Annotated in this window: 11 protein-coding genes; 2 read left to right on the top strand and 9 right to left on the bottom strand. The window is 71.6% G+C overall.

Going from position 1 to position 13,220, the window contains the following annotated elements; genetic code table 11:
* Nucleotides 1–18 precede the first annotated feature (18 nt).
* The 4 genes from OG589_RS43865 to OG589_RS43850 all read right to left on the bottom strand — a co-directional run bounded on the left by OG589_RS43865 (nt 19) and on the right by OG589_RS43850 (nt 4,275).
* Nucleotides 19–1,122 carry a sugar phosphate nucleotidyltransferase gene (locus tag OG589_RS43865; protein ID WP_405144857.1) on the bottom strand — a complete coding sequence of 368 codons (1,104 nt, stop codon included), beginning with the start codon at nt 1,120–1,122 and terminating at the stop codon, nt 19–21.
* Between the two features lie 14 nt (nt 1,123–1,136).
* Nucleotides 1,137–2,264, bottom strand: a complete 1,128-nt coding sequence (locus OG589_RS43860) for a glycosyltransferase family 4 protein (RefSeq protein ID WP_405144856.1) — start codon at nt 2,262–2,264, stop codon at nt 1,137–1,139.
* 227 nt (nt 2,265–2,491) lie between these two features.
* Nucleotides 2,492–3,415, bottom strand: a complete 924-nt coding sequence (locus tag OG589_RS43855) for a lysylphosphatidylglycerol synthase transmembrane domain-containing protein (RefSeq protein ID WP_405144855.1) — start codon at nt 3,413–3,415, stop codon at nt 2,492–2,494.
* Nucleotides 3,412–4,275 (bottom strand): methyltransferase domain-containing protein, encoded by an 864-nt coding sequence (locus OG589_RS43850; RefSeq protein WP_405144854.1) that lies wholly within the window; start codon nt 4,273–4,275, stop codon nt 3,412–3,414. Before OG589_RS43850 ends, OG589_RS43855 begins: the two co-directional genes overlap by 4 nt.
* A 143-nt stretch (nt 4,276–4,418) precedes the next feature.
* On the opposite strand from OG589_RS43850, the gene OG589_RS43845 reads away from it, so the two are divergent.
* The gene (locus tag OG589_RS43845) at nt 4,419–5,363 is read left to right on the top strand and encodes a lysylphosphatidylglycerol synthase domain-containing protein (RefSeq protein WP_405144853.1); all 945 of its coding nucleotides are present in this window, start codon (nt 4,419–4,421) and stop codon (nt 5,361–5,363) included.
* Here the strand turns inward: OG589_RS43845 and OG589_RS43840 are convergent.
* From OG589_RS43840 to OG589_RS43820, 5 genes are all read right to left on the bottom strand, one after another.
* Nucleotides 5,318–6,394: a glycosyltransferase family 4 protein gene (locus OG589_RS43840; RefSeq protein ID WP_405144852.1), complete on the bottom strand. Its 1,077-nt coding sequence runs from the start codon at nt 6,392–6,394 to the stop codon at nt 5,318–5,320. The two genes, OG589_RS43845 and OG589_RS43840, sit on opposite strands and share 46 nt — an antisense overlap.
* Before the next feature lies 1 nt (nt 6,395).
* Nucleotides 6,396–7,289 carry a glycosyltransferase family 2 protein gene (locus OG589_RS43835; RefSeq protein WP_405144851.1) on the bottom strand — a complete coding sequence of 298 codons (894 nt, stop codon included), beginning with the start codon at nt 7,287–7,289 and terminating at the stop codon, nt 6,396–6,398.
* A 115-nt stretch (nt 7,290–7,404) separates the two neighbouring features.
* On the bottom strand, nt 7,405–8,304 hold the full coding sequence (locus OG589_RS43830; RefSeq protein ID WP_405144850.1) for a permease-like cell division protein FtsX: 900 nt from the start codon (nt 8,302–8,304) through the stop codon (nt 7,405–7,407).
* Nucleotides 8,305–8,358: 54 nt separating this feature from the next.
* Nucleotides 8,359–9,294, bottom strand: coding sequence for a permease-like cell division protein FtsX (locus tag OG589_RS43825; protein WP_405144849.1), 936 nt, complete (start codon nt 9,292–9,294; stop codon nt 8,359–8,361).
* A 33-nt stretch (nt 9,295–9,327) separates the two neighbouring features.
* Nucleotides 9,328–11,436 carry a hypothetical protein gene (locus OG589_RS43820; protein WP_405144848.1) on the bottom strand — a complete coding sequence of 703 codons (2,109 nt, stop codon included), beginning with the start codon at nt 11,434–11,436 and terminating at the stop codon, nt 9,328–9,330.
* 117 nt (nt 11,437–11,553) lie between these two features.
* On the opposite strand from OG589_RS43820, the gene OG589_RS43815 reads away from it, so the two are divergent.
* The gene (locus OG589_RS43815; protein ID WP_405144847.1) at nt 11,554–13,116 is read left to right on the top strand and encodes a hypothetical protein; all 1,563 of its coding nucleotides are present in this window, start codon (nt 11,554–11,556) and stop codon (nt 13,114–13,116) included.
* The last annotated feature ends 104 nt before the right edge of the window (nt 13,117–13,220 follow it).

The following is a 13,220-nucleotide window of genomic DNA, read 5'->3' as shown; positions in this document are numbered from 1 at the left end:
AGCCCACAGCGACGGCGATCAGATGTCGCTGGAGAAGCGGACCGCGCGCGTGGGCAGTGTCACCCCTGGCCAGACGCGGGCGCCGGCCAGCAGCTCGTTGCCGGGGCCGACGACGGCGCCGTCGCCGATCACGGCGTTCCTCAGCACCGCCCCCGAGCAGACGCGGGCTCCCACGCCCACCACGGAATCGACCACCGTGGCACCCGACTCCACCACGCACCCGGCGTACAGCACGCTCCCCCGTACGGAGGCGTCGGACTCGACGACCGCCTGGGGACCGACGACCGTGCCGCCCGCGACCTTGGCGCTCGGGGAGACCCGGGCCTCCGGCAGCGCGAGGAACTCCCCGCAGGGGCCGGGAAGAGCCGGAGAGGCCAGGCGGCCCAGCACCAGATCGCACGACCCCTGGACGAAGGCCGCGGGGGTGCCCACGTCGAGCCAGTAGGACCGGTCGGCGTACCCGAGCACCAGCTCGCCTGCGGCGATCATGCCGGGGAAGGTCTCGCGCTCGACCGATACGACCTGGCCCGCGGGGATCTGGTCGATGAACGACCGCTGGAACACGTAGCACCCGGCGTTGATGCGGTTCGTCACGGGGTTCGGGGTCTTCTCCAGGAAGGCGGTGACCCGGCCGTCCGCGTCGCTCGGCACGCACCCGAACCGCGACGGGTCGTCCACCTCGGTCAGGTGGAGGGTGACGGCCGCCCCGCGCGAGACGTGCAGCCCGACCTGCTCCGAGATGTCGTGCCCGGACAGGATGTCGCCGTTGAGCACGAGCACCGGGGCGTCGGGGCCGCAGGTCAGCGCGTCGGCGGCGTTGCGGATCGCCCCACCCGTGCCGAGCGGGGTCTCCTCGGTCATGTATTCGAGCGAGAGCCCGAACGCCGACCCGTCACCGAACGCCTCCTCGAACATCGAGGCGCGGTAGGAGGTGGCGAAGACGATGCGCCGCACGCCGAACGACCTGGCTCTCGCGAGCTGGTGGGCGAGGAACGGGACGCCGGCCGTCGGGAGCAACGGTTTGGGGGTGCGCAAGGTCAGAGGGCGGAGCCGGGTGCCCTGGCCGCCGACGAGGAGAATGGCCTCAAGGTGCGCCGACTCCGGCGAGTAGCTCTCCGTCACACCGTGAGGCTAGCTCACTGATCGACCGCGCGTTGGTAGGACACCATATGCGCCTCGGCCGACGCATCCCACGTGAACTCCCGCGAACGGGCGATACCGGCCGCGGAGAGTGACGCGCGCCGCTCCTCCGACTCCAGCAACGTCTTCAGGGCGTCTCTGATGCTCTCGGCGTCCGGCTCGGTGTAGGCGACGGCCTCGCCGCCGACCTCCGGCAGGGACGTGCGGTGGGTGGTGAGCACGGGCGCCCCGCAGGCCATGGCCTCCAGCACGGGCAGGCCGAACCCCTCGCCGCGCGAGGGGAACGCCACCACGACCGCGCCGCCGAGGAACCCCGGCAGGTCGGCGAAGGCCAGATAGCCGGGGCGGACGACCCGCACGGTGACGGGAAGCTCGCTGATCGCGGCGTTCACCTCGTCGTTCCAGCCGGCCCCGCTGGCCAGCACCAGTGCCGGCGGCGACGGCAGGTGGCTGACGGCCTGGCCGAAGCCCTTCACGAGGTTCGGAACGTTCTTACGGGGCTCGAAGGCGCCGAGGAAGGCGACATAGGGACGGCCGTGCAGGCCGAGGCGGCCGACCGTCCTCTTGATCTCCTGCTCGGACGGCGGGTGGAACAGCCCGGTGTCGACCCCGTGGTAGGCGACGTCGATGCGCGTCGGGTCGCCCGCGAGCACCCGCACGAGCTCGTCGCGGGTGGCCTTGGACGGCACGATCACCCGCGTGGAGTTGCGTACGGCCGTGCGGGTGGCGGCGCGGAAGAAGGAGGCCCTGACGGTGTTGTGCTGCTCGGGCTCGGTGAACCACGTGACGTCGTGCACGGTGGCCACCGTGGGCAGCCCTGAGTGGAGCGGGATCGAGTAGAAGGGGGCGTGGATGACCTGCGCCCCCACCTGGCGGGCCAGCACAGGTATGCCGGTCTGCTCCCAGACGAGCCGGGTGCCCCTGCTGGAGATCGCCGGAGGACCGGCGAGGATGCGGGCGGAGGGGGCGATCTTCCCGTATCGCTCGGCGTCGGCTCGCTGGCAGACCACCGCGAGATCGGCGCCCGCTCGGTCGAGAGCGGCAAGGAGACCGTCGACATAGCGGATCAGGGCCCCGCGATCCGCGGGAACCGCTGCGGCGTCGACGAGCACTCGGGGCGTCAAGAGCGATCGCTCCTCTCAAGTCTCCGGGCCGGTCAAGGACGGAGACCAGATGCGGGCGAAGGCCGCCTGCTCGTGCGAACCGGCAGGGTCACTGAAATGTCCGCCGGCTGCCGCCGGCACCGTCGCCGCCGATCCCCATCAGCTTCACTCTATTGCGAGGCTCCCCGAATCCGTGAGAGAAATCACAGGCCATTTCATCCTTCTCTCCGGCGACCAATGGGGAAACATCAGTCTCTCCGAGCGGTCGCGGGGACGGCCTCCGCGCGGCGCGCGGCCAGGCCGGCGAGCCCGGCGCAGACCAGGTCTCCGGCCGACACGACGAGCCGCGAGCACAGCGCCGCCGCGATCGTCGAGCCCCCGTCGAGCACCGGCGCGAGCGCCGCCACCATGGCCACCTCGCGCACGCCCGCCCCGGCGGGAGCGATGACGACGATGAAGCCCAGGCACCAGGCGAGCGCGAACGCCCCGAGGGACAGCACCAGCGCCCTCGCCCCGGGGGCGCCCAGCCCGGCCACGATCAGCGCCAGGTGCACCCCGTACGCCGCCCAACCCGCGAAGGCCCATCCGACCGAGGTGAGCACGCCCCTTCGGGTCAGCGGGCGCTCCAGCGGGGGCCTCTTGATCAGCTTGAGCCCGAAGCCGAGGACGGCGTTGACCACGCGGGGATGCAGGCCGACGACCAGCAGGGGCAGCAGCAGGAGCATCCACGCGTAGCCCTCCACCGAGTCGCCGGCGAACGCGGGCAGGGTCACGAGGGCCACCGCGAGACCGCTGACCAGATAGATCGGATATGTCAGGAAAAAGGCGGCGGCGCTGCGGGGGCGCGGGACGCCGAGGTCCTTGCCCATCTCCATCTGGGCGAGCACCGGCCAGAGCGACCCGGGGATGTACTTGCCGAGCTGGCCCACGAAGAACACCTTGGCCGCGTCGGTGAACCGCAGCGGCGACCCGAGATCGGCCAGCAGCGCCCGCCACATCATCATGCCCGCCGTCAGGGCCGCCAGCACGGCGACGAGGGACCCGGCGAGCAGCGGCCAGGAGAGCCTGGTGAAGCCGTCGGCCACCTCGGTCCACCGCCCGGCGATGGCCCAGGCGCCGAAGCCCAGCGCGACCAGCAGGAACGCGAACCTGACGAGCTTCTTGCGTGTCACGGCGTGCGTACCGTGCGTACCGTGCGTACGGGCTCTGGAGGCTGCGGGAGGGACGGGCCGAGGGGCCGGCGCGGGGTCTTGGTCGCGACCCACAGGTAGGTCGGCACGACCGGCAGCAGCGCCCGCAGCGCCGTGCGAGGAGTGCGCGCCAGCGTGCCCTGGGCGGCGCGGCCGACGGCGCCGGGGAACAACTCGGTGCCGGCGAACCGCTCCGGCGAGGCGAGCACGGGGAACGAATAGTCCCAGACGTGGAAGTCCCCGAGCATCCGGCGCAGCCCGCCCCGTGTGCGGAACCGCTCGTAGTAGTGGTCGGCCCGGCCGGACGCGCGCACGTAGCGGTCGGCGAGCGACGGCGGCAGGTACGACAGGAAGGGCAGCTTGTAGTGCGGCTCCATCACGCCGAGCCGGTTGCCGAGGCCGAGGTACAGCACGCCGTCGTCGGCGAGCACCCGGTGCATCTCCTTGACGACCGCGTCGGGGTCGACCACGTGCTCGTAGATGTGGTTGAAGACAAGAACGTCCATCGACCCGTCGGGGAAGGGCAGCGCGGTGCCGTCGGCGCAGACGAACTCCACCCGCTTGCCGAAGCGCTCGGCCGCCCTGCGCAGGCCGGGGACGTCGATGTCCACCCCGAAGGCCCGGTGGGCGCCCGCGGAGGCCAGCTCGTCGGCGATGAACCCGGCCGAGCACCCGATGTCGGCGACCGTCAGCCCGTCGAGCGCCGGGGAATCGGGATCGCGGCCCAGGAAGTGCGCGAGCACAGCGATGATCTTGGCGGCCTTGCGGCGTCGCTTGGCCTCGTCCAGCATCGCGGCCTGGAGCTCGGAGTACTCGAGCTGCGCCACGCGTTCCTTACCCACGCCGCCCAAGAGTAGTGGGTTCGGGACCTCTGCTCCCTGTGCACGGCACTCGTCCGCCCGGCCCGGCCATGGACGGCACCGTGTGGAGTAAGGAGGCGGGAAAGGATCTACCGGCCGGTAACGAGTGGTCGTACGCTGGGCGGATGCTGAGCCGCCTGCGGTCGAGTCCCCTGCTCCGGGTGGGACTGGCGCTACTCGCCCTGGCCTTCCTGACCTACGGTCTCTCCAGGAACTGGAACGACTCCGTAACCGCGCTGAGCAGGCTGTCGTGGTGGACGGTGGCCGGGTCGCTCGCCGCCGTCCTGATCGGCCTCGCGTTCATGCTGCTGGCCTGGCGGGCCGTATTGGCCGGGTTCGGGTCCCCGCTGCCGCTGGGCGTCGCCGCCAAGGTCCTGTTCATGGGACAGCTCGGCAAGTACGTCCCCGGCTCGGTGTGGGCGTTCGCCGCGATGATGGAGCTGGCCCGCGACCACGGCTCACCGCCCCGCCGCACGTTCGGCGCGACGGTGGTGGGCCTTGTGACCTCGCTCGGCTGCGCGCTCGCGCTCGCCGCGGTGACGCTGCCCCTCACCTCACAGGCGGTGGCCAGGCAGACGTGGTACCTGCTGCTGCTGATCCCGCTCATCGTCGTCGGCCTGCATCCCCGAGTGCTGACCTTCGGGCTCAACCTCGTGCTGAGGATCGGGCGCAGGGAGCCGCTCGACCGGGTGCTGTCCGGGCCGGCGATGCTCGTCGCGACCGCCTGGACGATGATCGGCTGGCTGTTCTACGGCGTGCACATCTGGCTGCTGCTCACCGACATGCGACCCGGCGGCCCGTCGCTGTTCGCGGTCGCCGCCGGGGCGTACGCGCTCGCGTGGGTCACCGGCCTGCTCACCGTGATCGTCCCGGCCGGCATCGGGGTCCGCGAGGGCGCCATGGTGCTGGTGCTCGCACCCGTGCTGGATGCTCCCCGCGCGCTGGTCATCGCGATCGTGTCCAGGCTGGCCTTCACCCTCGCCGACGTGCTGTGGGCCGGGCTGGGCTTCCTGCTGGCGCGCCGTCAGGCCTCCGCGGACAGCAGGGCCTCGGCGTACGTCGCCCAGTAGGGGTCGGGGTCCACGGCCTTCACGCCCTGGCGCAGCCGCTCGGGCTCGCCCTCGGCGTAGAACCGGGTGATCGCCTCGGTGAGCGCCTCGGCCGAGCCCGGCTCGACGAGCAGCCCGTCGACCCCGTCGGTGACGTGGTCGGCCAGCGCGCCCACACGGGTGGCGATCACCGGCAGGCCGTGCTCGTGGCCGAGCCAGGCGTTCTGGCTGGCCGTGGCGCTGCGATAGGGCAGCACGAGGGCGTCGGCGTCACCGAACAGCGCGGGCAGGTCGTCGGCCGGGACGTACCCGGGCCGCAGCTCGACCCGCTCGCCCAGCCCGAGCTCCGCGATCAGCGCGCGCGTCTCGTCCAGCCCGCCCCAGAACTCACCCGCGACCGTGAGCGAGACGCCCGGAACGCGCGCCAGCGCGCGCAGCAGCAGGTCGAGCCCCTTGTACGGCCGGACCATGCCGAAGAACAGCAGCCGGTGCCGCACGCCCCCACCGGGTCTGGCCTCGGCCGTCGTGGGCAGGTGCGGCGGCAGCGCGGCGACCCGGACCGGCGCGGACGCCAGGTCGCGGGCGAGCCCCGCCTGCTCCTCGGAGTGCGCGAGCACCCGGTCGACCCGTCGCAGCAGCGCCTTCACCAGCGGCGCGTCGTACGGCTTGCGCTCGTGCGGCAGCACGTTGTGGCAGAGCGCGACCACGGGCGTGCCGCGGCGCAGGCCGTACAGGACGCCCAGGTAGGCGGGCACCTGCACCGGGCTCAGCAGGGTCAGCACGACGAGGTCGGCGCGGCGCAGCCGCCGCCCGCAGCGCACCCACCCGTCGGGACGGCGCCAGTCGAGGTCGCGCCGGATGCCCGGGAACGGCCGGCCCTCGGGCGCCGAGATCGTCTGCTGCCCGGGATACAGGAAGGAGGGATACTGCGCGCGCCAGGACTCGATCACGGCGTCGTGGCCCAGGGCCGCCAGCCGGTGCGCCAGCTCCGTGGTGTGCTGCGCCCCGCCGCCCTTGTACGGGTAGGCGGGCCCGACGATGGCGACCCGCACGTCAGGCGCCCCGGGACCGGACGATCAGGTCGGCCAGCAGCGCCAGCGATCCGATGATCAGGCCGGAGAGGAAGAGCATGACCGTGCTCGCCGGGAAGTAGAACGGGTGCCGGAACATGTCGACGACACCCTTCCCCAGGCCGATCACGACCAGCCAGATCGCGGGCGGCATGAGCACCTTGAGCGGGTTGAAGTACATCACCATCCGCAGCACCTGCAGGATGTAGCGGTAGGCGTCGGAGATGAAGCTGAACTTCGACTTGCCCGCCCGCTTGCTGTACTCGATGGGCATGTAGTGCACGTCGTGCTGGTTCGACAGGAACGCGAGCGTGATCGTCGTCACGCAGGAGAAACCGGGGGGCAGCAGCCGGAGGTAGGGCAGGGAGACCGACTTCCTGAAGGCCCGCAGGCCGGAGTTCAGGTCGGGGATCTCCTGACCGGCCAGCCGCTCGGCCACCTTGCGGATGAACCACTTGGCCGGCACCCGGAGGATCTTGTGCGAGCCCTGCTCGCTGGTGCGGGCGCCGACGACCTGGTCGATCGTCGGGTCCTTCTCCAGGAGCTGCACGAGCTCGGGGATGCGCTCGTTGGGGTAGGTCATGTCGGCGTCGGTCCACACGACGATCTCGCCGAGCGCGTCCTGGGTGCCGATGCGCCGCACGGTGCCAGAACCGCCGTTGCGGTGGAAGGCCACGATGCGCATGCTGGGAAACCGGGGCGCGGCCTCCTGCAGGCGGGCGAGCGTCTCGTCGGTGGAATGGTCGTCCACGGCGACCAGTTCGTAGGTGTAACCGCTGACGTCCATGGCGCCGCAGATGCGCTCGACCTCTTCGATGACGTGGTCCTGCTCGTTGTAGCAGGGCAGGACGATCGTCACGTACGGCTTCGCTTCCACGGCGGATCCAGTCTCAGGCGTCTCGGTCACACTCACGTCGGGCGAGGATACAGTGCCCAGCCCGCCTTCGAATCCACCTCTTCCTCACCTGGGACTCTTCCCACCCGCCCGGCCACTACTCCGCGCCGTACATCTCGCTCGCCAGGACTCCCGGCATGCCCTTGACCGCCCTGCGGACCAGATCGGCGACCTCGATGGTCCGGCCCTTCACGTGGAAGGCCTCGACCACATCACCCTCGGCCGGCCCCTTCGTCTCGGGAAAGTAGTGCTTGAAGAGCATGACCGCGTGCGCCCGGTCCTCGAAGTAGACCTTCTCCACACCGTCGACCGAGCGGATGCGGTCGACGATGGCCTGCTTCTGGTCCTCGGTCATCTGCCGGTTCGCCAGGGTCCCGCACTCCTTCTGGAAGCCGTCGCCGCACAGGTAGATGGCGAGGTCGGCCTTGTCCCTCCAGAAGGTCGTCGGGGAGCGCGACACATTGCGGACCCCGGCGAGCGGCCTCACCCGCTCGGCGAACCGGGGATAGTCCGCCGAGCGGCGCAACGTGCCCTTGAACGAGTTCTGGAAGTACTCCGGCTTGATCCCCACCCGATACTTCTCTTCCAGGAACTGCGACGACGACCGGCGCCACATCTGGTAGGCGTCCTCCCTGCTGAGGTACCTGACCGAGGTCACCTCCGGGATGGCACGCAGGGCGTCCTCGACGCGCCCCGGGTCATCCGCGATCTCGAAGACCCCCTCCGCGCAGGGGCGGGGCAGGTCGGAGTCGCACAACGTGACCGTGAACCCAAGTTGCTCGGGCAGGGGACCGGCCGGGGGCGGAAGCGCCTTGCGGGACTGGTCATAAAGGTACCGGCCGCCGCCCGCGAGCACGCCCAGCAGGACGAGCACGGCGACACCGGCGGCCACCAGCCCGCGATGGGCCGACACCCAGGCGCGCAACCGCGGATCCCGGTCCGGATCGCCCCCGAACGACAGCTCCTCTGCTCCGGTGCCCCCCGCCGGTAAGTCCATACGCCCCACTTTCCCGATCAGCGCCGCCCCCGGTCAACCGCTGCCCGCGTACGGCTAACGGCCGCCCGGCTCACCGATCCTGCGAACCATCCGGACCCCCGGCATGTCCTTGATCGACTCGCCGATGACCTCGACGGCCCGGCGGTCGGTGAGCTTGACGTACAGCGACTCCGTCATGTCTTCCATGCTCACGATGCCCGGGTCGCGCGGGCCCGTGTCTCCGGGGGCGTAGTGCTCGCGGATCTTCCTCGCGTGAGCGCGGTCCTCGAAGTAGATCTTCTCCACCCCGGGGATGTCCCAGAGACGGTCGACGATGGCCCGCTTCTGCGGCTCGGTCACCGATCGGTCCTTGATGCCGGTGCACACCAGCCCCGGGCCCTTCGAACAGAGGTCGATCGCCACGTCGGCCTTGCCCTCCCAGAACGTGGCCTGGGACCTGACATAACTCACCCCTTCGATGGATCTCACCCGCGCGGCCACGCGAGCGTAGTCGCGGGTGCGCACCGTCCCTTCGAAGTACGCCAGGCTGACGTAGAAGGTCTGGTCGGGCGCATCGAGCGTCCCGCTGAGGACACGTGACGTCCAGAAGGACTTGTTCCGCTCGCCGCCGGAGACAATCCGCTCCTCGGAGAACCGGATCGTGGCGATCTCGGGAACGGCCCGCAGCGCGGCCTCGATCCCCGACGGCTTTTTGGCGGCCAGTTCCTCCGACGGTGTGCATTCGGGGGATGGTGACCACTTGCCGCAGAGGCCGACCGCGAAGCCGAGTTGTTCGGGCCAGGGCCCGTCCGGCGGCGGCAGGGGCTTGCGTGACCGGTCGTACAGATACCAGCCACCGCCTCCTGCCAGCCCCATCGCGACGACCACCGCCACGCACACGGCCAGCAGCCTGCGGTGGGCCGATACCCAGGTCCGTAACCACGGCTCCCGGTCGGGGTCGCCTCCGAACGACAGCTCCTCGGCTAAAGGCGGGTTCGCGGGCGCGTCCATGGCGTCCACTCTCTCGATCGGCGACGCTCAAGGTCAACTTGTCGGGGGGACGGCCATCCAGACGTCGATGGTCAGTGACCATGTGCCGTTCGGGGGGTCGACCAGGGAGCGCTCGTCCTGGCGCGTGCGGAGTTTCACGACCTGTGTGGCCGGGCCGTACGGGGCGAGCTGGGCCTGCTGGGCCGCGAGGACGACCGGGCTGCGGCCCGCGGAACGGATGCGCCCGGCCAGGCGGGTGACGTCGGCGGGCGCCGCGAGGTTGATGTCGGCGTTCGCCCCCGCGGCGGCGCCCGCTTCGCCGGAGGGGCGCACCTGGGCCACGGGAAGGCGGCACATGCCGCGTACGACCTGGGTGAACCGTTCGCCGGTGACACGCTCGACGATCAGGACAGAGGCGTCACGGGGCAGCGCCTCGCAGAGCTTCGCGACCTGCGCCGACTCCCCCCGCTCGATGGGCGAGAACGCCGTGCCGATCGAGGTGACCACGGCCGGGAGGAGCACCAGCGCACCGCCGGCCGCGAGGAGCGACCGCTGGACACGCGGGCCGTACCCCGCCTGCCGCGCCCTGGCCCACATCCAGCGCAGGCCCCAGACCGCCAGCAGGATCAGGCCGGGGACGATCACCGGCACGAGCCGCCGCGACGCGAAGGGGTGGTCGGGCGTGATGGCCGGACGCCAGAGCGTGGTGACCGTCGTCCACCCGATGATCGCCAGCGGCAGCAGCCAGACGAACCCCCTGCCCAGCGCCATGCGCCGCGCCAGCACCGCCGCCGCCAGCGTGGCGAGCACGACGACCGGGACGCCGACGTACCAGATCACCCAGTAGAGGGAGTTCTCGTAGTAGAGACGGCTCGGGTCGGGCGGCAACCCGTTGGCCAGCTGCGTCATCACGATGAACTTCGCGTTGAGCACGTCGCCCTCGGCCTTGGCCACACGGTGCACGGTCTGCACCCAGGGACGTGCGGCCAGGCCGAGCGTCACCAGGACCACCAGGCCCGCCGCCAGGCCGGGCAGCCATCGCGCCGCCCGCCCGCCGCGCATCGCCTTCCAGCCGGCCGGGATGATCCTCGGCCCGAGGACCGCGCCCGCCACCGTGGCCGCGAGAACGACCGCGCAGATGGCGAGCAGCGGAAGAACCGAGTCGGACAGGTACGAAAGGTAGGGCCTGGCCAGGCTGTACGCCGCCAGGAAGCCCAGCCCCACGCCCACGGCCAGGCCGCCGAGCAGCGGCAGGCCCATCCGCGCGTACCGCTCGCCCCGGCCCTGCCTGCGGCGCAGCGCGATCAGCAGCCCGGCGTAGGCCAGCACGGGGAGCACGTCCCTGAGGCCGTCGATGCGCACCAGGACGGCCAGGCCGAAGACCAGCCCGGCGAGCGCCGCCGCGCGCGGCCGGGCGCGGGTGTCGAGGGCGAGCGCGATGCCCCCGAAGATCAGGATCAGCGACGGGATCTCGCTGAACGTGGTGCGCGAGGTGTAGAGAACCGGCAGCGCGACCGCGAAGGCCAGCGCGGCGAGCGGGGCCCAGCGCGCCCCGACCAGCCGGGCGACGACGCCGGCGACGGTGAGCACGGCCAGGCCGCCGAGCACGGGGGGCACCAGCAGCAGGCCGGAGACCCCTCCCAGCCAGTGCCCGATGGCCTGGACGATCGGCGCCCCGGGCATGAACTGCGGCACGATCGCGCCGCCGTAGTCGTAGACCCCCACGCTGCTGGGGACCAGCGCCGGATCGGGCCCGCCGAACGCCGCCGTGCCGTACGGGATCGGGAGGGACCCGTGGTCGGCCAGCCAGACGGCGTACTGGGCGTAGGTGGCGGGGTCCCTGCGTATGACGAGCTGCTCGCTGTGGAAGATGCCGTTGAACACCGCCGAGGCGGCCGCGATGCCGCAGGTGGCGGCGACGTGCCAGACGGTGGCGTCGGCCGCGTCATCCTCGCGTTCGAGGCGCGCGCCGTACACGCACAGGGCGACGGCGAGCGCTCCGCCGAACAGCAGCATGGGCAGCGGGCGGAACCAGCCGAGCAGGAGCAGGGGCAGCCCCGCGAGCAGCCAGCCCGCCAGCGCGAGGGCAGGCATGATCGACACCGCGGCGAGCACCCGGCCCGCCGACGGCCATCGCGAGTGATCGAGCCAGGTTCCGTCCATCTGTTGTGCGCGAGCCTAGCCTCAGGAACGCCCCGCGTGGATGCGGGCACGGCCTGTGGGACCAGGTAGCGTACGGCCCGGCCGCGTGGATCGTTCGGGGTGTGGGGGTACGGAGTGGTGGCTGCCGGGTGGGACCGCGTCTTGCGGACCGGCGGCGGCCTGCGCGAAGCGGTCGGGCGGCTCCTGATCGCACCGTCACGCGGGTTCCTCACGGCGCTGTCGGCCCATGGGGGCGCACGTGGCGTGGCCGGGCGGCATCGGTGGTTGGTCGTGGTGGTGGCGGCCGGCGCGGTGCTTCGGGTGGTGGCCATGGTCGGCTACCGGCCCGCGCTGTGGTTCCCCGACTCCTACACCTACGTGGTCACCGCTATGCGGCCCCGCCCCGACCTGGTGCGGCCCGCCGGCTACTCCATGTTCCTCAGACTGCTTGAGCCCTTTCACAGCTTCGGGTTCGTGGTGCTCGTACAGCACCTGCTGGGCCTCGCCACGGGCGTGCTGGTCTACGCCGCCGTGCTGCGCCTGCGCGGGCGGCGCGGGGTGGCGGCACTGGCCGCCGCGCCGGTGCTGCTGGACGCCTACCAGGTCGAGCTGGAGCACCTCCTGGTCTCCGACACGCTGTTCATGTTCCTCGTCGTGGCGGCCGTCTTCGTCGCCATGGGCCCCCTCACCTGGCGTACGGCCTGCGCCGCCGGCCTGCTCCTGGCTACCGCGACGCTCACCAGGACGGTGGGGCTGCCGCTGATCGCGGTCGTGGCGGCCTGGCTGCTGGTCCGGCACGCGAGCCGGCGACTGGCGGCACGCCGGTCGGGCACCGCGCTGACCGGGGGGCCGCGCCTCGTGGGCGTGCTCGCCGTCGTGGCCCTGCTGCCGATCGCCGGGTACGCCGCCTGGTTCTCCTCGACCTACCACCGGTTCGGCATCGTGGGCTCCAACGGGGTCTTCCTCTACGCCCGCACGATGTCGTTCGCGGACTGCGGCGTCATGCGCCCGCCTGCCGACCTCGCGGTGCTGTGCGACGCCACCCCGCCCTCGCGCAGACCGCCGTCCCAGGAGTACGTCTGGGACGCGGGCTCGCCGCTGGTCGCGCTGCCCGGCATCACCTTCACCGCGGAGACCGACCGGCTCGCGGGGCGGTTCGCGTTCCTGGCCCTGCGCAGCCAGCCGGTGGACTACGCGGCCTCGGTGCTGTCCGAGCTGGCCCGGTCGTTCACGTGGGGCCGTCCGGTGTACCCCGACCAGCAGATCTACGACCACTACGAGTTCCCCGCCGCTACGCCCCCGCCGCCTGACCGCGACCCCGCCACGGCCGGGGCGAGGTTCGCCGTGCGCTACGAGCGGGGTCCCATCGGCACGCGCGTCGCGGAGCCGTTCGCGGGCTGGATGCGGGCCTACCAGGACGTGGTCAGGGTGCCGGGCACGGTGCTGCTGGCACTCCTGCTGGTGCCGCCCATGGTCGCGGCCGTACGCAGGCGCCGGGGCGGGCGTACGGAGGCGTCCTGGGCGCTGCCGTGGGTGACATCGGTGTCCTTGCTGGTCATCCCGGCCGCGACCGCCGAGTTCGACTACCGGTACGTGCTGCCGGCGGTGCCGCTGGCCTGCCTCGCCGCCGCGCTCATGACCACCGGACGGGCGGATCAGTCAGAGAAGCCACTACCTGCGAATTCTGTGAATTTCAAGTAAAGCGGCGGATTAGGATATTCCAGCAAATATCCTCCTGTCGGTAAGCTTGGCCGCCGTGTCGACCCCTCTGGAGTATTCATGATCATGAGCCTATTCACCCGATC

The organism is Sphaerisporangium sp. NBC_01403 (assembly GCF_045040145.1).
Lineage (GTDB): Bacteria > Actinomycetota > Actinomycetes > Streptosporangiales > Streptosporangiaceae > Sphaerisporangium > Sphaerisporangium viridialbum.
This window is presented reverse-complemented; position numbering and strand designations above follow the sequence as displayed.

Excerpts from the sequence above, each read along its gene's own strand:
- OG589_RS43845 (WP_405144853.1), top strand. The coding sequence starts at position 4,419 with ATGCTGAGCCGCCTGCGGTCGAGTCCCCTGCTCCGGGTGGGACTGGCG.
- OG589_RS43825 (WP_405144849.1), bottom strand. The coding sequence starts at position 9,294 with ATGGACGCGCCCGCGAACCCGCCTTTAGCCGAGGAGCTGTCGTTCGGA.
- OG589_RS43820 (WP_405144848.1), bottom strand. The coding sequence starts at position 11,436 with ATGGACGGAACCTGGCTCGATCACTCGCGATGGCCGTCGGCGGGCCGG.
- OG589_RS43830 (WP_405144850.1), bottom strand. The coding sequence starts at position 8,304 with ATGGACTTACCGGCGGGGGGCACCGGAGCAGAGGAGCTGTCGTTCGGG.